This is a genomic window from Clostridium sp. YIM B02569, from assembly GCF_022320765.1.
Taxonomy (GTDB): domain Bacteria; phylum Bacillota; class Clostridia; order Clostridiales; family Clostridiaceae; genus Clostridium; species Clostridium beijerinckii.
The window spans coordinates 223,630-241,995 of sequence record NZ_JAKJJX010000004.1; the positions used below are offsets into that span (position 1 = coordinate 223,630).

At 32.9% G+C, this 18,366-nt stretch carries 18 protein-coding genes and 1 pseudogene; 15 read left to right on the forward strand and 4 right to left on the reverse strand.

The genetic code is table 11. The features are described from left to right. Positions 1-100: 100 nt before the first annotated feature. From L3B96_RS05360 to L3B96_RS05395, 8 genes and pseudogenes are all read left to right on the forward strand, one after another. The gene (locus tag L3B96_RS05360) at positions 101-343 is read left to right on the forward strand and encodes an AbrB/MazE/SpoVT family DNA-binding domain-containing protein (RefSeq protein WP_238859111.1); all 243 of its coding nucleotides are present in this window, start codon (positions 101-103) and stop codon (positions 341-343) included. Positions 344-422: 79 nt separating this feature from the next. Continuing rightward, positions 423-596, forward strand: a pseudogene (locus L3B96_RS05365) (phage antirepressor Ant); the annotation flags it as partial. Between the two features lie 83 nt (positions 597-679). Further along, complete coding sequence (locus L3B96_RS05370; RefSeq protein WP_238859112.1) at positions 680-1,093, forward strand: Rrf2 family transcriptional regulator; 414 nt, start codon at positions 680-682, stop codon at positions 1,091-1,093. 84 nt (positions 1,094-1,177) lie between these two features. Next, positions 1,178-2,539 (forward strand): MATE family efflux transporter, encoded by a 1,362-nt coding sequence (locus L3B96_RS05375; protein ID WP_238859113.1) that lies wholly within the window; start codon positions 1,178-1,180, stop codon positions 2,537-2,539. Between the two features lie 343 nt (positions 2,540-2,882). Continuing rightward, positions 2,883-3,182, forward strand: a complete 300-nt coding sequence (locus L3B96_RS05380) for a hypothetical protein (protein ID WP_238859114.1) — start codon at positions 2,883-2,885, stop codon at positions 3,180-3,182. Between the two features lie 674 nt (positions 3,183-3,856). Continuing rightward, on the forward strand, positions 3,857-4,537 hold the full coding sequence (locus L3B96_RS05385; RefSeq protein WP_275297099.1) for a response regulator transcription factor: 681 nt from the start codon (positions 3,857-3,859) through the stop codon (positions 4,535-4,537). A gap of 4 nt (positions 4,538-4,541) precedes the next feature. After that, positions 4,542-5,936, forward strand: coding sequence for an ATP-binding protein (locus L3B96_RS05390; protein WP_238859115.1), 1,395 nt, complete (start codon positions 4,542-4,544; stop codon positions 5,934-5,936). A 256-nt stretch (positions 5,937-6,192) separates the two neighbouring features. Beyond that, positions 6,193-6,795 carry an undecaprenyl-diphosphatase gene (locus tag L3B96_RS05395; protein ID WP_238859116.1) on the forward strand — a complete coding sequence of 201 codons (603 nt, stop codon included), beginning with the start codon at positions 6,193-6,195 and terminating at the stop codon, positions 6,793-6,795. 347 nt (positions 6,796-7,142) lie between these two features. On the opposite strand, the gene L3B96_RS05400 is transcribed toward L3B96_RS05395, so the two are convergent. Together L3B96_RS05400 and L3B96_RS05405 are read right to left on the reverse strand one after the other, a co-directional pair. After that, complete coding sequence (locus L3B96_RS05400) at positions 7,143-7,361, reverse strand: DUF2922 domain-containing protein (protein ID WP_236898374.1); 219 nt, start codon at positions 7,359-7,361, stop codon at positions 7,143-7,145. Between the two features lie 83 nt (positions 7,362-7,444). Further along, on the reverse strand, positions 7,445-7,669 hold the full coding sequence (locus L3B96_RS05405; RefSeq protein WP_009168792.1) for a DUF1659 domain-containing protein: 225 nt from the start codon (positions 7,667-7,669) through the stop codon (positions 7,445-7,447). 301 nt (positions 7,670-7,970) lie between these two features. On the opposite strand from L3B96_RS05405, the gene L3B96_RS05410 reads away from it, so the two are divergent. Next, entirely contained in the window at positions 7,971-8,177 is a 207-nt protein-coding gene (locus L3B96_RS05410) for an alpha/beta-type small acid-soluble spore protein (protein WP_012058449.1), read from the forward strand. A 139-nt stretch (positions 8,178-8,316) separates the two neighbouring features. On the opposite strand, the gene L3B96_RS05415 is transcribed toward L3B96_RS05410, so the two are convergent. After that, entirely contained in the window at positions 8,317-9,234 is a 918-nt protein-coding gene (locus L3B96_RS05415) for a DMT family transporter (protein ID WP_077831411.1), read from the reverse strand. Between the two features lie 77 nt (positions 9,235-9,311). On the opposite strand from L3B96_RS05415, the gene L3B96_RS05420 reads away from it, so the two are divergent. Next, positions 9,312-10,199: a TrmB family transcriptional regulator gene (locus tag L3B96_RS05420; RefSeq protein WP_077831410.1), complete on the forward strand. Its 888-nt coding sequence runs from the start codon at positions 9,312-9,314 to the stop codon at positions 10,197-10,199. Positions 10,200-10,256: 57 nt separating this feature from the next. Here the strand turns inward: L3B96_RS05420 and L3B96_RS05425 are convergent, their stop codons facing one another. Further along, positions 10,257-11,459 carry a transcriptional regulator gene (locus L3B96_RS05425; RefSeq protein ID WP_238859117.1) on the reverse strand — a complete coding sequence of 401 codons (1,203 nt, stop codon included), beginning with the start codon at positions 11,457-11,459 and terminating at the stop codon, positions 10,257-10,259. A 337-nt stretch (positions 11,460-11,796) separates the two neighbouring features. Here L3B96_RS05425 and L3B96_RS05430 point away from each other — a divergent pair, with 337 nt between their 5' ends. From L3B96_RS05430 to L3B96_RS05450, 5 genes are all read left to right on the forward strand, one after another. Then, positions 11,797-13,020, forward strand: a complete 1,224-nt coding sequence (locus tag L3B96_RS05430) for a M20 family metallopeptidase (RefSeq protein WP_238859118.1) — start codon at positions 11,797-11,799, stop codon at positions 13,018-13,020. A 31-nt stretch (positions 13,021-13,051) separates the two neighbouring features. Then, the gene (locus tag L3B96_RS05435) at positions 13,052-13,882 is read left to right on the forward strand and encodes an enoyl-CoA hydratase/isomerase family protein (RefSeq protein ID WP_238859119.1); all 831 of its coding nucleotides are present in this window, start codon (positions 13,052-13,054) and stop codon (positions 13,880-13,882) included. Between the two features lie 142 nt (positions 13,883-14,024). Continuing rightward, on the forward strand, positions 14,025-14,861 hold the full coding sequence (locus L3B96_RS05440; RefSeq protein WP_238859120.1) for an enoyl-CoA hydratase/isomerase family protein: 837 nt from the start codon (positions 14,025-14,027) through the stop codon (positions 14,859-14,861). A 140-nt stretch (positions 14,862-15,001) separates the two neighbouring features. Beyond that, positions 15,002-16,210: an L-serine ammonia-lyase, iron-sulfur-dependent, subunit alpha gene (locus L3B96_RS05445; RefSeq protein WP_238859122.1), complete on the forward strand. Its 1,209-nt coding sequence runs from the start codon at positions 15,002-15,004 to the stop codon at positions 16,208-16,210. A gap of 388 nt (positions 16,211-16,598) precedes the next feature. Continuing rightward, positions 16,599-18,299: a methyl-accepting chemotaxis protein gene (locus L3B96_RS05450; protein ID WP_238859124.1), complete on the forward strand. Its 1,701-nt coding sequence runs from the start codon at positions 16,599-16,601 to the stop codon at positions 18,297-18,299. Positions 18,300-18,366 lie beyond the last annotated feature (67 nt).

The following is an 18,366-nucleotide window of genomic DNA, read 5'->3' on the forward strand; positions in this document are numbered from 1 at the left end:
GGTTATGAAAATGTGATTTTAGAAAAGAAAATAGAGATATTAGAGGAAAAGACAAGAGTAATTCAATGCAAGAAATAATTTATATGAGGAGAATGTAAAGATGAAATCGTCAGGAATAGTAAGAAAGCTCGACCCACTTGGAAGGATTGTAATACCAAAAGAAATAAGAAAGGTACTAGGAATTGATGAGGGAGATTCCATGGAAATAATTAAGGTTGATAATGGGGTGGTTGTTAAAAAATATATTAAAGGATGCATTTTTTGTGGAAGTGATAAAGATGTTATTGAATTTAATGGAGCAGTTGTTTGCGATGGATGCAGAAAGGCTTTATGGCAGGATTAAACCAGTTGAACTTATCTAGGAGCGTGCAGTCGTTATCTTCTACTTAAAGAATGGGAGGTACGGATGCTAGCTATCGGATAAAAATCTAAGAGATGTACTTTTAAGACATTGCAGGGGTGTCGTGAAACACGACATAGGGGTAGTAACAGGAAAAAGGAAAGATGGAACGGATGCTATCCAAAATGTAGAAATGAGTTTAATACCGGAATTAGATGTATACCGCCTAACTGCAAAATCCGAATTGCCAGGTGCATGAAATACTTATTGACAAAATAATATATTATATTTATTATTATAGATAAATAAACTCTGCAATATCTTTTAGGAGGTTTTAATTTGAAATATACAAAAGCAACAAATTATGCGCTACATACAATTGTATATATGATGGAAAATGCGAAAAGTGAAAAGCTAAGCGTAAGTGCTCTAGCGGAACACTTTAATTTATCTACTACATATCTTTCAAAAATTTTAACTCAGCTGGTAAAAGCTGATTTAATTGAGTCAACTCCAGGTGCAAATGGAGGTTACGTTTTGCGTAAAGACATGAAGTCTATTTCTTTTATGGATGTTATTAAGGCCACTGAAGGAACTGGCTCATTATTTGTTTGCAATTTAAATGAAAATAGCAAATGTTTGATTGAAAAAGTAATGGGAGAAGCTGAAAATGTACTAGAAAATTATCTAGAAGATAAAAAACTATATGATCTGACTCAAAATAAATCAAACTGCAAAACCAACAAAGAATAAATATTTACCCATTAATATATGGGTTTTTATATTCGAATTGCAGATATTATATATCTTTAATATATCTAAAGGAGAAATTACATAATGGACAAAATACAAGAACTTGAACAAAAATCTATTGGAAAATTACTTATACAATATTCAGTTCCAACAGTACTCAGTTTATTGATTAATTCACTTTATATAGTAATTGATCGGATGTTTATAGGAAATATATCAGAAGTCGGAACTCTAGCCTTAACTGGAATTGGCCTTACAATGCCAATTACTACAATAGTAGTAGCGTTATCTGCTCTCATATCAATGGGGGCCAGCTCTAATATCTCTATAAAACTCGGAGAAGGCAATAAAGAAGAAGCTGAAAATTTTGCTGGAAATGCACTATCTCTAAGCATTGTTTTAGGGCTTTTGGTCACCAGTTTGTATCTGATATTTCAAAATTCAATATTAGGATGGCTGGGTATAAACGGTGAAATATTATCTTATACCAAAGATTTTATTACAATCATCATGGCTGGTACTATTTTTAATATGCTGGGATTTTGTCTGCCTTTTATCGTTCGTTCTGATGGAAATCCTATATTTTCAGCTGCTATTACAATCACAGGGTGCATTCTTAATATATTACTTGATGCCTTATTTATATATGTATTTCACATGGGAATAAAAGGTGCAGCTATTGCTACTGTCATTGCTCAATTTACTACCGTAATTCTTGGACTTTATTATTTCATGAAATTAAAAAATACTTTAATACTTAAAAAGATCAATTTCAAATTACATATTTCAATTGTAAAAGCTATTTTCTTAATTGGGTTAGTTCCATTTTCTAATCAATTATCCATAAGTATTGCACAAATTGTAAGCAATTATTCCTTAAATTTATATGGTGGAGAACTAGCAATTGGCGCAATGACTGTACTAAACTCCATTACAATGTTATTTTTGATGCCAGTTTATGGAATAGCTCAAGGCTTTCAGCCCATTATCGGTTATAATTATGCAAAAAAGAACTATGGCAGAACCCTGAAGACTCTTGCCCTTGCTGTTCTGTTTAGCACTGGATTTTTGGCATTTAGTGCTATAATTATGCAGCTATTCCCCAAATTCGCCGTTAGTCTTTTTACGCAGAACCCTGAACTTGTGAATATTTCTATAAATGGCTTAAAAAAATATACAGTGCTTATCTTTCTTATTTCCATCCCTACCTTTGGATCTGGCTTCATGATGCTAACAGGTAAACCTAAAACCGCCGTACTATTAAGTATATCAAGGCAATCAGTGATATTAGCACTAACTATATTTTTCTTACCAAAGGTAATTGGTCAAGACGGGCTATGGTTCGCTCAACCTATAACAGACCTTTTATCTAGCATTATCACAATTATATTATTCATAAAAGGATATAGTGATATTTTATACAAAAAAACATCAACAAGGGTATAAGAAACACAATATCCAGGATACTTTAGTTAAGTGAATTTTTATCAATTTACTTAAGCTTTCATATAAAAATTAGAAGTAAAGAAAAAATGGAGATTTATCCTTGTAATTAGGACAAACCTCCATTTTTATATTCAAAAACTAAGTCTAAGCTACCTCCAATCTACCAAAGAAAATTATTGTTGAAAACGAAGTTTTTAATGTAATATTATGTTAAGAATTCAAAGAACAATTTAAAAGTGGAAAAATTAATCTACTTTATACTCAATGAAAGTAGACGGTACACAAAAACAAAAAACTTTCTAATTTTTCAGTAAATAGGTTTGTACCGTATTCAGGACAAATATTGGCTTTTAATTCTTCAGATAATAATAATCTTTATTCAATTGATTTAAAAGACCTATCAACAAAAAGATTAGAGGTAATGAATGGAGAGGATATGAAGATTTTTAATGGGACAATATATTTTATAAATGTAACTAATAATAGACATCTTTCAAAGATGACAGTAGATTTAGCAACTCCAAAGGTAAGTTTCAATGATTTTTCTGATTATGAGGTAAATGAATATTATCCAACTAGTAAAGGTATATTTGCACGAAAGGGTGTTAATGTTGATAATAGTTATATATACTTACCTGCATAAAAAGTATAGTTTTATCCTTATGCAAGAATTATACAGAAAGCATTTTCTTAAAGTGATGAGCGAGATTAATATGAAATAATTATAAGTATTGGAGGTGGCTTAATGTTTTCGAAATTAAATGAATATAAATTAGGATCTAATGTGGTGTGGATTAATTAATATTCTAATGTTATTCTAATTATATTTTAATCTAATTTTAATGTTTTGATGTAATAATATTATTGTAAAGAGATTTACTATTCTAGCAATAAGGGAAAGTATTCTTTCATCATTAAATATTTTTCCTAGAATTTTGAAATTTCTGAAGGTCGTCGTCAGAAATTCATATAAAATCTTTTTTAATTTTTACTCATATTCATAAAAAGAGTTGTTTTTATGCAACTCTTTTTATATTTAGATGAAATTATTATAAAACAATTCAGGTTGAGAAAATATCTAAGTATTTTTAGACAGTAAATTATTTAATACTTATAGAAATACTATGTATAGATGTATATAATATTTTTATTAAAGATAGTGAATTAATTAAAACTATGTAGTGTAAATTCTTTAACAAGGTAGAAGCAAAGCAGTAAATTGGGATATCAAAATATTAAAAAGTGTAAGTTTTGTTATTGTATATAAATATTTTTTTATGTGATGCTACAACTAGATTATGTAAGGAGGCTATAAATTTGAATGATTTTAGAATTCTTTTAGTGGAAGATGAAAAGCAAATGGCAATGTTTATTGAAATGGAACTTATTCATGAAGGATTTAAGGTTGATGTAGAGTACGATGGAAGAGAAGTTGTTAAAAAAGTAGAAAGTATAGAGTATAGTTTAATATTACTTGATATTATGATACCTAATTTAAATGGAATTGAGGTCTGCAAGAGAATCAGGAAATTCTCTAATGTGCCCATAATAATGCTGACAGCCAAGGGAGATGTATCAGATAAAGTTATAGGTCTTGATGCTGGAGCAAATGACTATTTAACTAAGCCATTTGCAATAGAGGAATTATTAGCAAGAATAAGAGTATATATGAGAGAAAAAGTATCAAAAAATGAAACTGGTGTGATTAAGGTAAATAATATAACTATGGATGATAGAATACATCAAGTATGGAGAGATGGAATAGAAATTGAACTTACTAAAAAAGAATATGACCTTTTAAGAATGTTATTAATAAATAAAAATATTGTGCTTACAAGAGATCAATTAATTGAGGAAGTATGGGGATATGAATATTCAGGAGATACTAATGTAGTAGATGTTTTTATAAGATACCTAAGAAGTAAAATTGATGATAATTTTGAGGAGAAAATCATAAGTACTGTAAGAGGGGTAGGATATGTTATTAAAGGAGAGTAAATATGTGAATTTTGGAATTCTTAGTAATGCAAGGATTTCAATAAAGTTAACTATAATTTACGCTTTTATGTTTTCATTAATTTTAATTTCGATAAATGCAGCGGTTTTATTTGGAATGGAACATTATTTATATCGTGAAGCAGATAATGATATAGAAGATACTAAGGGCATGATATCAAATATGCTTGACTCCTCAAATCAGCAGTTAGATTTATTGAACAAAGAAGTTTTGGCTAATATTTCTTCTACAGATAGTATATATGTAAGGATATTAAAAGAAGATGGAGAATTAATAAATGCTTCAGAAGATTTCCCATTTGATGTTGATGAACTCAATAACAACATAAAATATTTAGGAGATAAAGTAAAACGTCTAGAAGATAAAGGTAGGCATTTAAGATATAAAACTGTTGAATATAACAGCCAAGAATATGGAATTATATATTTTCAAATAGTAAAAGATATGAAAAGTGAACATTATTTTATGATAATGGTATTTGGACTTATGGCAATTGCAGATTCTATAGGTGTTATTGCCTCTATTATAGTTGGATACATAGTAAGTAAAAAAATGCTTAAACCAATTAATTACATAACTAAAACAGCTGAAAATATAAGTATTAATAATTTAAAAGAAAGAATAAATATAACAGGTCCAGACGATGAACTAAAAAGACTTGCATCTACCTTCAATAAGATGATAGATAGGCTTCAAGATTCTTTTAATAGACAAATACAATTTGTGTCAGACGCTTCTCATGAACTTAGAACCCCAATTGCGGTCATACAAGGATATGCTAATTTATTAGATAGATGGGGGAAAAATGATAAGGAAGCATTAGAAAAATCAATATACGCAATTAAATTAGAAGCTAATAGCATGGCAAGTTTGGTTGAAAGTCTACTGTTTTTAGCAAAGGGTGATAGTGGAACACAAGTAATGGAGAAAAAGGAGATTTCCATTAATAAATTAATTGAAGAAGTAATTGATGAAAGTAATGTAATAGAAAAAGATCATGAAATATTAAGTGATAGGAATGATATTGGAGAAATTACTGCAGATTACGGAATGATAAAGCAGATGCTCAGAATATTTGTTAGTAATAGTATTAAATTTACTCCGAAAGGTGGAAAAATAAAGATTGATTCAGAAGTACATAAAGAGTTTGTAAAAATAACTGTTAACGATACTGGTATAGGAATACCTAAAGATGAAATTAACAATATTTTTGAGAGATTTTATATTGTGGATAAATCAAGGTCTAAAGAAAGTGCTGGCTCAGGGATAGGATTGTCCATAGCTAAACGAATTGTTGATATGCATAAAGGAACTATAGATGTAGAAAGTGAAGAGGGGAAGGGTACAAGGGTAATTGTTATATTATATCGAGAAAATTAATCTATATAGTAAATAATAAGATGGAAGAAGTTTATTCTTTCATCTTTATTATTTTTAAGATGATTCTAAGAAGTTTTTAATCTAATTTTAATCTTCTGGGTTCATAATGACAAAGCAATATAGTTAAGGGCATTTTCAAGATTATACTTATATGCACATTACCAAACAGATGTATTAGCTGGTAATGCTTTACGCTTAGTATGCAGTAAAGAATCAATTGCTTTGTTAAAATATATTGCAGGAAGGACAGATAAAAATGAATATGGAACTTTTTACAATGATAAACAATCTAGCAAATAAAAATACAATTTTAGATAAGATAATGATTTTCTTTTCAAAAGATGTCCCTTACATATTTATGGCAGTTGCTGCAATAGTATTTATCATAGGAATCATGAAAAAGAATTCTAATAGCAGAAAAGCTGTTTTTAGTGCTTTTGTTATTACAGTAATTAATTTAACTTTAAGTTTTATAATTGGGAGTATATACTATGTGGACAGACCTTTTGTACACAATAAAGTAAATTTATTAGTACCACATGTTACAGATGCATCATTTCCTAGTGATCATGCTACAGGAACAATGAGTATAGCTTTGGGACTTGCAAAATATAATAAGATACTTAGTACAATTTTAACTATATTATCATTAATTGTTGGTTTTTCAAGAGTTTATGTTGGAAACCATTATCCTATGGATGTAGTAGGTGCGTATATAATTGTTTTCGCAGTAAATTATATTTATAACTTGAAATTAAGATGTAAGATTGACAATTTATATGAACTAGCTGAGAAGAAAATAACAGAAAGATTAGGAAAGTTACACGGTAAATTATTTCAACCTAAAAGTGCAAATTAAATCCTAATTTTAATAAAGGGAAGTATAAAATATTGTCAGCATTTTAGCTGATGATGATGAAATGTATCAATACTTTTTAGATAAAAAAGAATTAATAGAATTAGAATTATCTCAATAATCAATCTTCTTCGAAGGTAGTTTAGACGAAGTTTTGTTTTAAAAATACATGAACTTAAATTACTCAATCTATACATATATAATGTAATAATATTGAATAAATACAAAATTAAGGTCGGAAGTTTTATTTTACCTCCAACCTTATAAAATAAACATATTACTTTTTGAAGTTTATACAAAAGTCTTGACAGACTCTTGCAATCGGAAAAACCTCCATTTTTATTAAAATACTAAGCTACCTCAAATTTGGTAACTTGTCTTTGAGTAACTTGAGCACCAGATTTCTTAACTAAATCACCAGAATTAGTCTTGAAAACATTTTTAGAAATTACAGTGTCCATAAGCGCGTTAACCTCATCTTTTGTAAGAGTAGGTTTAACACCAGAAACACTTAAAGTACTTTTTTCACCAGCTACAGTTAAAAAAGTCATAGATAAAGAATATTCCATTTAATTTACCTCCAATCTTAAGTAGAGAACTCAGCGGACGAATGTGAGTCGAGTTTCCTGCAATATTTTTTTAGAATAAGATCCTAAGCATTTGCTAAGCTAGAAGATTCATTAATGAAGTAATCTCTAGTATTAGCTTCCATAACACCTTTGATTGCATCTGCAACAGCATAAACATTATCAGGTGTAGCATCCGTTTTTATACCTGAAAAAGTCTTTTTTGTATAAATTGGATCGCCTGCTTTGTCTAGAGCTTTTTGAACTTCAATACTGAGAGAAACAGAGTCAATAGTTTTAGTTACAGCCATAGTTTTAACCTCCTTTATTTTGTTTTCATAAAGGATATATGTATAAATTTTAGTCATTACATAAATAGATGAAAATTATTTGTTTTCTTATTTAAGAAAAGAACTAAAACAGGTTAAAGGTATTAAAAGGATGAATATGAAAAGTGAATGTTTTAGTTTATAATTTTTCAAGAAAAATCAACCTTGCATAGGTAGAGTAATAAATAAATTCTATTTTTGTTATTATTTTTGAAGGCTATAGCTTGAAATTATGGTTAATATATTTCTGTAAAGAAATATAGTCAAAAGGAGGAATAATAATATGGCATCAAGTAGTAGTGGAAGAAATACAACTTTAGTACCAGAAGCAAAACAAGGATTGCAAAGATTAAAAACTGAAGCAGCTTCAGAAATTGGATTAAGTGATTATGAAAACATTGATAAAGGGAACCTTTCTTCAAGAGACAATGGTAGAATTGGTGGAGAAATGGTGAAAAGAATGATAGAAAGCTATGAACAAGAGCTTTAAATAATAGTGAATGCACCAAATCTGTTTTTGGTGCATTTATATCCTATGGCTAGATCTAGGTATATTTTATAGACTTTGTTTGTTAAAGAATTTAAATAGATTTACTAAATAAATATTAACTTCATTATACATTTTAATTTTATCCTTTCTGAATAGAACTTAATATAACACCTATGATGACAATAATTCCTCCTAATATTTGTACGGTAGATACACTTTCATGTAAGATTAATATTGAAAATATCAAACCTAAAACAGGAACTAGATTCATAAGAGACACTGAAATACTAGCAGAGAGTTTTCTGAGTCCTAAATTATATAATAGAAATGCAACAATAGAGCAACCTACACTTAGATAGATCAATGCGCTTGCTGAAGTCATGGTAGGCATTCTCCATGTTTTACCCTCGATGATGACAAATGGCAAAAAGAAGATGAAGCCTGCTAGCATTTGATAATATGTTAACGTCATTGCAGAATATTTATTTGTCAAATCTCTTGTAATAAAGTTGTAGAATGCCCATACAACTCCGGCTCCTATTAGAATTATATTTCCTAACATAGATTTAGAATTTCCATCTACATTAATTTGAGTTAAAACTGCAACACCAATGATAGCGAGTATAATTCCAAGTACCTTTTTTACATTTGGTTTTGAATGATAAATAAAAAATTCTAGTAGTGTTGTAACAGCAGGAAAAGAAGCTACTATCAAAGCAGAATTTGAAGAAGATGTCATACTAACCCCAATGTTTTCTATTGCAAAATAAAGTGTAATCCCCAAAAATCCACTTAATGCAATACGCATACGATCTTCCTTTTGTATTTGTTCATTATTTGATGTGATTTTCCTCATGAACCAAAAGAGAATCACAGCAAAAAGAGTTCTAACTGCAGCGAGTTGAATAGGAGCAAAAGTTTCATAAGCTAATTTTGTTGCAATAAAAGATGCACTCCATAATACAACAGCCCCAGTACTAGCCAAGTAATAGTAAGATAAAGTTCCATTTTGTATAGTTGTTTTTTGATTATCTAGTAATGATTTGGCCTTTAACATAGAAATATATATCCCCCTTTTAATTTAGTGACTACTATTGTAACTACTTGTGATTACAATATCAGTTTTAGTTGATTGTGTCAATAGATTTAGTTATAATATTAGTTACTAAAGTAGCGACTAATATTATTGGAGGATTTATGGAAGATAACATTTTAGAAGTATTAAAAAATTTAAATTTTACAGAATATGAAGCAAAAGCATACCTTACATTGTTAGAAGAATCACCATTAACAGGCTATGCAGTAGCAAAAAATTCAGGTGTGCCACGTTCAAAAATATATGAGGTTTTAGATAGTCTTGCTATGCGTGGAGATATTTTAATTAGCCATGGAAATACACAACAGTATGTTCCAATTCCAGCAAAAGAACTTATTAAAAATCGTCGGATAAAAGCTGAAGAAAATTTTAAACTTGCAGAAACATCGTTAGAACAATATAATCAATCTTCAAAGAATCGTGAGAATATCTGGAATATAACTGGTCATGACGAAATACTTGATAAAGTAAAAGAATGCATCCTCTCAGCAAAACATAGAATTTTGCTTGAACTTTGGAAAGAGGAATTCAAAGAATTAGAATCTGAATTAAAAAAGGCAGCTGACAAAGGAGTTATGGTAACCATTATTGCTTATGGAGAAATAGTAGCTGATTTTGCAAATGTTTACTTACATGATATGAGTACAGAAATTACCGATGAATACGGAGGGCGTTGGATTGTAGCTAGCGCTGATAATTCAGAAGTTGTAGCGGGTATTGTATCACTAGGTAAAGATAGCAGGGCAGCATGGACAATGCATCAAGGATTGGTTATGCCTATAACAGAAGTAATGATTCATGATCTGTATATTATGGAAATCATGGAGAAGCATAGAGAATTATTAGAAGAAAGTTTTGGCAAAAATCTTATTGAACTTCGTAAGAAATTTTCTATATACCAGGATTTAAAAAAACATTATGTATAATTAATCTATGAAATCATAATAGTTTATTTATAAAAAGGATAACCACAAAGAACGTGGTTATCCTTCTAAGAGGTTTCCCTCACTGTCGAGAAACAGTAGCTCATAGTACTTTTGGGGCCTTCCTTTGCCGCTGTCTCTTTTTTCAAATACAGTTCTCGCATATTCCTTTTCTTCGATTTTGTTAAGAATACGGTTTGCTCCTCTGACGGTGATGGATAGGCATTGGGCGACATCCTCAGAGGATAGTTTGTTTGTTCTCATAATTTCTGCATAATACATGATTTTCTGCAGATTAATGTTATTTATTCCGATGCTTTTGGCCAATGCCATGATTGCTGGGGCGGCCTTTTCACAAAACTGTATAACATTCATGTTCTGCATTGGTCCGATGACCTTCTGATCCTCGTTTATAAAAAAGCTACAGCTGCCTGTAAATGCATTGGCCTGACGGTGAGCTCTGATGGCGTTTTCGTTAGCTTGATAATATTCATGCCCCGAGCCCCATCCGATTATTACTTTGTCGCTTGCATGCTCCTCCAAATATTTCAACAGTGCACAATTCTGCGCGTTAGAGGTGATTTTCGTAAAATTTCCGTAGGTAGTGTATAGTTTAACAAAGCCTTCCGAAACTTGGGCCGTGTCTGGAAGATTCATGCTGCTCAGAAATCTGCCGGCTAGCACTTTCAGCTCATGAAGTTGCTCTTCGGACTGTGGGTGCACCGTTTCAATCGATAAGCATGCCACAACTGCACTCCTGCTCTTGAGCTCGAGGATGGTAATTTCGTTGATGATCCCACTTATGGTTTCTTTAACGTTTTCCAAAGTGGGTCGTATTAAGATATATTTTACCCCGTGTTTTTTTAGTTCTGGAACAAAATGGCTGAATGCCGTAATCGACAAGTCTATTTTATTTTCTTCCCACAGTGTTATATGGTTTTCAAGCATTGTTTCCACTCTTTCGAACAGATTGTCGCTATCAATAGGCTTTCCCTGATGAGTCAAGTACTTTTGGAATTCACTGAAAGAATCGATAATATATGCAAAATCTACATAGATTCTTGATATGTCAAGCCCAGGTTCAGTAAGCAGCAGCCTAAATAGCTCTCTGTATAGAAGGGTTTCATTATCCTGCAAAATGTGCGTAGGTACTTTCGTATCTAAACATTCCTTATCTATTGATTCGTAAAGAATCCTGCCGCTGATAACAAATCCTTCCACCGAATCTAAGTTTTTTAGATATACGTCTTTTGTTTCTCTCAAGTTACTGATTGTAAAAATTCGAAACTTACATACCGACTGCAATTCTTCTTCAATGTCACGGAAATAGTCCATATAGGATTCCGTTGTGATTATACCCAGTCTGATTTTCATGGCAAATTCCTTTCATAAACAATTTAATGACATGAATTATAACATAAAAAATGTCATATTTCAATGATGCCAGTAGTTGGGAAAAAATATGTTCTTAAAATGTCTTATTTTATTATTGACAACTTTTTGTTCTTAAAGTACAATGAAAGTGTTCTTAAAATGTCTTAAAATAAAAAAATGAGCAATTTTAATCTGTTGTTCACTAATACAATCTATTTTTAAGGAGGTGTTAATTTTGGCTGAAAAAACTGAAGAATTTTTGAATATGGCCAATCAGTTACAGGAAAAATTGGTCATGTACAGACATCATCTTCATTCGATTCCGGAACTTGACCTAAGTTTACCTGGGACAACTGCTTATGTAAAAGAGGCGTTGGAGTCGATTGGCCTTAAGCCCACTCCAGTGGGAGAATCAGGCTTAATGGTAACCATCGGCGGACAACGCCCCGGGAAGGTGATTCTTATTCGTGCAGATATGGATGCGCTGCCAATTGAAGAAGAAACTGATCTTCCTTTTGCATCATCCAACGGAAACATGCATGCATGCGGTCACGACATGCATACTTCAATGCTGCTAGGAGCTGCAGAGATACTAAAGGCAAATGAAGGGCGGCTTTTAGGAACGGTCAAACTTATGTTTCAGCCGGGCGAAGAAACTATGCATGGTGCCAAGATGATGATTGAAAATGGGATCCTCGAAAATCCTAAAGTGGATGCGGCAATGATGCTACATGTAATGACAGGAATTCCGTTTCCCAATGGGTTATTTATTACGCCTGAGGCTGGAGGAGCGAGTTCAGCTTCTTCAGATTGGTTCGAAGTCATCATCAGAGGAAAGGGTGCACATGGAGCGATGCCTAATGCCGCAGTAGATCCATTAAATGTAATTGCTCATCTTCATCTGGCGCTACAGGGTATCATAAGCCATGAAATTTCTCCAACTGATAGTGCAATTCTTACGGTTGGAGTAATGGAAGGCGGAACTACAAACAACGTGATTCCCGATACTGCCAGGATGAAAGGCAGCGTACGTACTTTTGACGCCGTATTGAGAGAAAAAATTGAAACCCGTATCCGAGAAATTTCCACAGGTATTGCGGAAACATTTAATGCAAAGGCAGAGGTGATTTATACCAGGGGATGTCCTGAAATAAAAAATGACAGCGAGCTTAGCAGTCAAATGAGAACCACTATAGCAAACACTTTTGGTGCAAATTCCTATATTTATCTATCACAACTAACACCCGGTGGTAAATTAATGGGATCTGAAGACTTCTCATTTGTAACACAAGAGGTGCCAAGTATCTCGGTGTTTATTAATGCAGGCAATGCTAAAGAAGGTTATAGTTACCCTATGCACCATCCAAAGGCGATATTCTCGGATGATGTGCTTAAGAAAGGTGCTGCTGTTTATGCGGCTTTTGCCAGAGATTGGCTTGAAAATAATTAATAATATTAAAACAAAATTAGGAGGAATTAAAATGTCAGAAAACCGTATGATTGGACCAACAAAATTTGAAGAGTACTCAGAGAAGTACAAAGAGTTTTTATCAATGACCCGTAGTGATGGAATAATTGAAGTAAGATTGCATACTAACGGAGGACCATATGAACATAATTGGGAAGCCCATACTGCATGGTCTCATGCATGGTCAGATATTGGCCGTGACCCTGAAAACGAGGTAATGATTATTTCTGGAACAGGGGATAAATGGGTAGTAGGAAACCCAGATGTCTGGAACACAAAATTTATGGATTGGCCTAAGCAAAAGAAACTTGAACAATATCATGAATCACTAAGACTACTTGAAAATATGATATTCTGCATTGACATCCCTACAATTGGGGCGATAAATGGTCCTGGAACTCACTGCGAAATTGCATCTCTTTGCGATATTACAATTTGTACAGAAGACGCGGACTTTTTTGATCCACATTTTATAGGAGGCACACCTCCTGGAGATGGAATGATTCTTACATTGCAAAATATGATTGGTTTTAAGAAAGCAGCATATTACGCATACACTGGTAAGAATATTAATGGTCAAACAGCATTAGAGCTTGGCATAGTAAGTGAAGTGTTGCCACGCGAAAAGCTTCTTCCACGTGCTTGGGAACTTGCAGAGATGATAATGCAGGCACCTCGTTCAGCAAGACACCTTACTCATTCAATTTTATCACGTCCTTGGAAAAAAGCCTTAGTCAGTGATCAAGGGTTCCAACTTACTCACCAAATGTACGACATGGCCATTGATGAAGAAGGTGTTCTTGAAAGATTGACAAAAATGAAAGGGCGATTAATGGGCAAATAAGGATAATAGCATTAAATTGATATTGGAAGTAAATAAATAGTGATAGAGGGGCTATATGCCTTTAAGTATAAAACTAAAGGCAAACGGCCCCTTTGTTAAGTTTTTTAAGAAATACTGGCATTTTTGTTAAGGAGGAATCGAAATGTCTGATAAATGTATGGTGGGGCCTACAAGGCTCGAAGAATACTCAGAGAAGTACAAAGACTTTTTCATAATGACCCGCCGTAACGGCATAATCGAAGTACGTTTTCATACTAATGGGGGACCGTTTCAATTTGACTGGCCGGGCCAAACCGCATATGGTAATGTATGGTCAGATATTGGCCGTGACCCTGAAAACGAGGTGATGATTCTTACGGGGACAGGGGATTTGTGGCAAATAGGAAATCCAGAAGTCTGGAAAACAAAATTTATGGATTGGCCGAGGAACCGTAAGCTGGAAATGTATCATGAATCCTTGAGAATGATTGAAAATATGATATATTGCATTGATATTCCAACAATTGGGGCGATCAATGGCACAGGATCGCACTGGCAACTGGGAACGTTTTGCGATATTACAATTTGTGCTGAAGGAACAGAATTTTTCGATGCACATTATCTTGGTGGTATACCTCCTGGAGATGGAATCGTTTTAACACTTCAAAATTTACTAGGGATCAAGAGAGCGGCATTTTACGCATACACGGGTATGAACATTAATGCTCAAGAGGCATTGAACCTCGGTATGGTCAGTGAAGTGATGCCACGTGAAAAGCTTCTTCCACGTGCATGGGAACTCGCAGAAATGATAATGCAAGCACCTCGCTCTGCGAGACATCTTACTCATTCAATTTTATCCCGTCCTTGGAAAAAAGCCTTAGTCAGTGATCAAGGTTTCCAACTTACCCGCCAATTGTACGACATGTCCATTGATGAAGAGGGTGTGTTTGAGAGATTGATAAAAATCAAGGGACGTTTTCAGGGGAATGAAAGATAGTCCATTTCGTTAAAAGGATTTGGTAATTACTCGTTTTGTCCGATTCGACGAACTAGCCTATAATTAGATGAATATATTGGTCAAGGTAAAGGAAGGTCTTTTGATCTTCAAACAGAACAGAGGAAGGAGATAAGGGCGATATGAAATCATTGATAGAATTATATAAGATTGGCAGTGGGCCGTCCAGTTCCCATACAATGGGGCCGGAAAAAGCCGCTAGAATCTTTAAAGCAGAAAATGAGGGTGCAGAACGCTTCAAGGTGTTGATTTATGGTTCCCTTGCAAAAACGGGCAAGGGTCATATGACTGACAAGGCTATTATTAAGGCACTGTCACCAGTTCCAACTGAGATTGAATTTATTACCCACGCAGATTTTATTCTGCCTCATCCAAATACCATTGATTTTTTAGCTTACAAAGATGGGCGGCAAACAACATCCATGCGTGTTGTAAGTGTCGGTGGTGGGGATATAGTTATCGATGGGCGTGAGGAGATGTTGGTACCGGATATATATAAGGAAAATACCTTTTCAGAAATCAGCAGTCTCTGTAAAGCAAACAACATCAGCCTAAGCGAGTACATAGAGCAGTGCGAAGGCAAAAAGATTTGGGATTTTCTCTATGTAATCTGGGATGCTATGAAGCATTCGATTAACGAAGGGCTTACATCCACAGGTGTTCTAGAAGGCGGTCTCAACGTAGAACGAAAGGCGCAATTTCTTTATAACCAGCGGCATATTGATGAGAGCCCAGAGACGCGGGAAAACAGGATTGTCTGTGCTTATGCTTTCGCCGTCAGCGAGCAGAATGCCGCCGGTGGTACAATTGTAACGGCACCAACCTGCGGCGCCAGCGGTGTGGTGCCGGCAGTGCTTCGTTATATGCAAGAGAAGAAACATGTCACGGACGAACAGATCATCAGGGCTCTGGCAGTTGGAGGTTTAATTGGCAACTTAATCAAGCAGAATGCATCCATCAGCGGTGCTAAATGTGGCTGTCAAGGGGAAGTTGGTAGTGCTTGCTCCATGGCATCGGCAGCTCTTTCAGAGCTGTTTGGAATGGGTATCGACCAGATTGAGTATGCAGCTGAGGTCGCTTTGGAGCACCATTTGGGGTTGACCTGTGATCCGATTTGCGGACTTGTTCAGATCCCTTGCATCGAGCGGAACGCCGTGGCTGCGATGAGGGCGATAAATGCGATGAACCTAGCAAATTTCTTGTCAAACACTCGTAAGATATCTTTTGATCTGGTTGTACAGACCATGTATGAAACTGGCCTGGATATGAGCAGCGATTACCGTGAAACAGCAGATGGTGGGCTCGCCAAACTCTACAAAATAGACAGCTAAACTCAGACATAAGCGTCCTCCTTTACTGGTATTCTTTCTTAGAATATATGCTAAATTGCTGTCACAAATCTTAAGTATTATATAAATATAAATATAAAGTATTTAAACATTATTTACCCATTATTAAATAAATATTAACAAGTATTCAGAATGGTCTATTACACCCTAGTAGATCATTCTTTTTTTGACTATCTTGGTATTTTGTAAAAATTAATGATATTAATGGAAAAAGTTTAGATTAGTAAAAATAAGTTTATGATATAATTAGGTAAATTTATAAAAAATTAAGATAATAGATGAAATATTTTGGCGAAAGTTATAAACTATAAATAAGCGTATAATTTTCGCTAATTCTTTGTTTAAATAAGTTATAAGGGGAATGATTTTAATGATAAAAGGGATAAAGCTAAAAGTATTGCTGCCATTAATATCAATAAGTTTGTTTTTTATAGTGTTTATGGCAATACAATTTAACTCTACAAGTAATAATTTAAAAAAGGTACGGGAAATGAATAATAAATATTTTTATACAAGCACTAAAGCTGATGAACTAAAATTAGATGTTGTACAAGTCCAGCAATTCCTTACAGATATTAGCGCGACAAGAGGCGCAAAAGGCTTTGATGATGGTTTTGATGATGCAGAAAAATTTGCTAAGGATCTAGAAAGTGTTTTGAGTGATCTTAAAGAAAAAAATCCAGAAAGTGTAAGTGAATTAGATAATATACAAAAAAGTTTTGAACCTTATTATGAAACAGGAAAGAAAATGGCGCAAGCTTACATAGACGGTGGGCCTGAAAAAGGAAATTTATCTATGGAAGAATTTGATTCTACTTCAGAAAAGATTAATGAGGAAGTTGATAAATTTAACGAAGCAGCAGCAAAAAACATTGAAATATCTATAAGTAGTATAGAAAATGATATAAGAAATACAATAATTTTAATGGGAATATCTGTTCTAGCATTGGTAATAATATTTGTTATAACTTGGAGATATATATCTAAAAATATTGTTACACCAATAGCTACTATGCTTTCAAAACTTAATGAAATGTCTAATAATGGCGGAGATTTAACTCAAAGGATTGATTTTCATAGCAATGATGAGATTGGTGAAATGGCAAAAAGTTTTAATTTAATGCAGGAATCTTTTAGGCAGATTATCAATGTCGTTATTAATGAATCAAGAAATGTTGAAAATAAAGTTGAAAAAACTAATGAAAATATAGGTAAGTTATCTGGATTAATCGAAAATGTTTATACTACAACAGAAGAATTATCAAGTGGTATGGAGGAGACAGCAGCGTCAACAGAAGAAATGGGTAATACTACATATTTAATTAACTCAGATATGATGGAAATTGCACAAAAGGCAAAAAGTGAAGCTGAGAATTCTAAGCTTATAAATGAGAGAGCTAATGAACTTAAAAATAAAGCTGTTAATTCTATGGAAAATGCTCAAAAGATTAATTTACAAACTCAAAGTAAATTATTAGAAGCTATTGAAAAAGCTAAAGAAGTAGAAAAGATAAAGGCTTTATCAGAAGCTATTTTAGAAATTGCCTCTCAAACAAATTTATTAGCATTAAATGCATCAATAGAGGCTCAAAGAGCAGGTGAAGCAGGCAAAGGTTTTTCAGTAGTAGCAGAAGAAATTAGAAATCTTGCAGAAGATTCTAAAAAAACTGTATCAGAAATAAGTAATATTAGTAATATTGTTATGGGAATAGTAGACAACTTAGTTTCTACTTCTCAAGATATGATAAAATTTATTAATGTTGATGTGATAAATGATTATGAGATGATTGTTAAAACAGGAGAGCAGTATAGTAAGGATGCAGCTATGGTTTATGATATGACAACAGAATTTAGCAATAAATCTAACAGTATTATGGATTCTATGCTTAGAGTTGCGGATGCAGTAAAACAAATAAATGATTCAAATACTGAATTAGCTGATGGAACCAATAATATTGCAGAAAATATGAATACTATATCTGAAAGTTCAGGAAATGTTGTTGAATTAATTAATGAAGTTAATGTAAGCACTAATAAGCTAGTTAATATGGTTAATAATTTTAAGGTATAGCTATGATTATTAAAAAGAAATAAGTGCATAAAGAAAAAACAAATGAATTTAGACGGTTTTTAAAAAT

Excerpts from the sequence above, each read along its gene's own strand:
- L3B96_RS05400 (WP_236898374.1), bottom strand. The coding sequence starts at position 7,361 with ATGGAATATTCTTTATCTATGACTTTTTTAACTGTAGCTGGTGAAAAA.
- L3B96_RS05440 (WP_238859120.1), top strand. The coding sequence starts at position 14,025 with ATGTCTGATAAATGTATGGTGGGGCCTACAAGGCTCGAAGAATACTCA.
- L3B96_RS05445 (WP_238859122.1), top strand. The coding sequence starts at position 15,002 with ATGAAATCATTGATAGAATTATATAAGATTGGCAGTGGGCCGTCCAGT.
- L3B96_RS05375 (WP_238859113.1), top strand. The coding sequence starts at position 1,178 with ATGGACAAAATACAAGAACTTGAACAAAAATCTATTGGAAAATTACTT.
- L3B96_RS05405 (WP_009168792.1), bottom strand. The coding sequence starts at position 7,669 with ATGGCTGTAACTAAAACTATTGACTCTGTTTCTCTCAGTATTGAAGTT.
- L3B96_RS05410 (WP_012058449.1), top strand. The coding sequence starts at position 7,971 with ATGGCATCAAGTAGTAGTGGAAGAAATACAACTTTAGTACCAGAAGCA.
- L3B96_RS05395 (WP_238859116.1), top strand. The coding sequence starts at position 6,193 with ATGAATATGGAACTTTTTACAATGATAAACAATCTAGCAAATAAAAAT.
- L3B96_RS05450 (WP_238859124.1), top strand. The coding sequence starts at position 16,599 with ATGATAAAAGGGATAAAGCTAAAAGTATTGCTGCCATTAATATCAATA.
- L3B96_RS05435 (WP_238859119.1), top strand. The coding sequence starts at position 13,052 with ATGTCAGAAAACCGTATGATTGGACCAACAAAATTTGAAGAGTACTCA.
- L3B96_RS05415 (WP_077831411.1), bottom strand. The coding sequence starts at position 9,234 with ATGTTAAAGGCCAAATCATTACTAGATAATCAAAAAACAACTATACAA.
- L3B96_RS05360 (WP_238859111.1), top strand. The coding sequence starts at position 101 with ATGAAATCGTCAGGAATAGTAAGAAAGCTCGACCCACTTGGAAGGATT.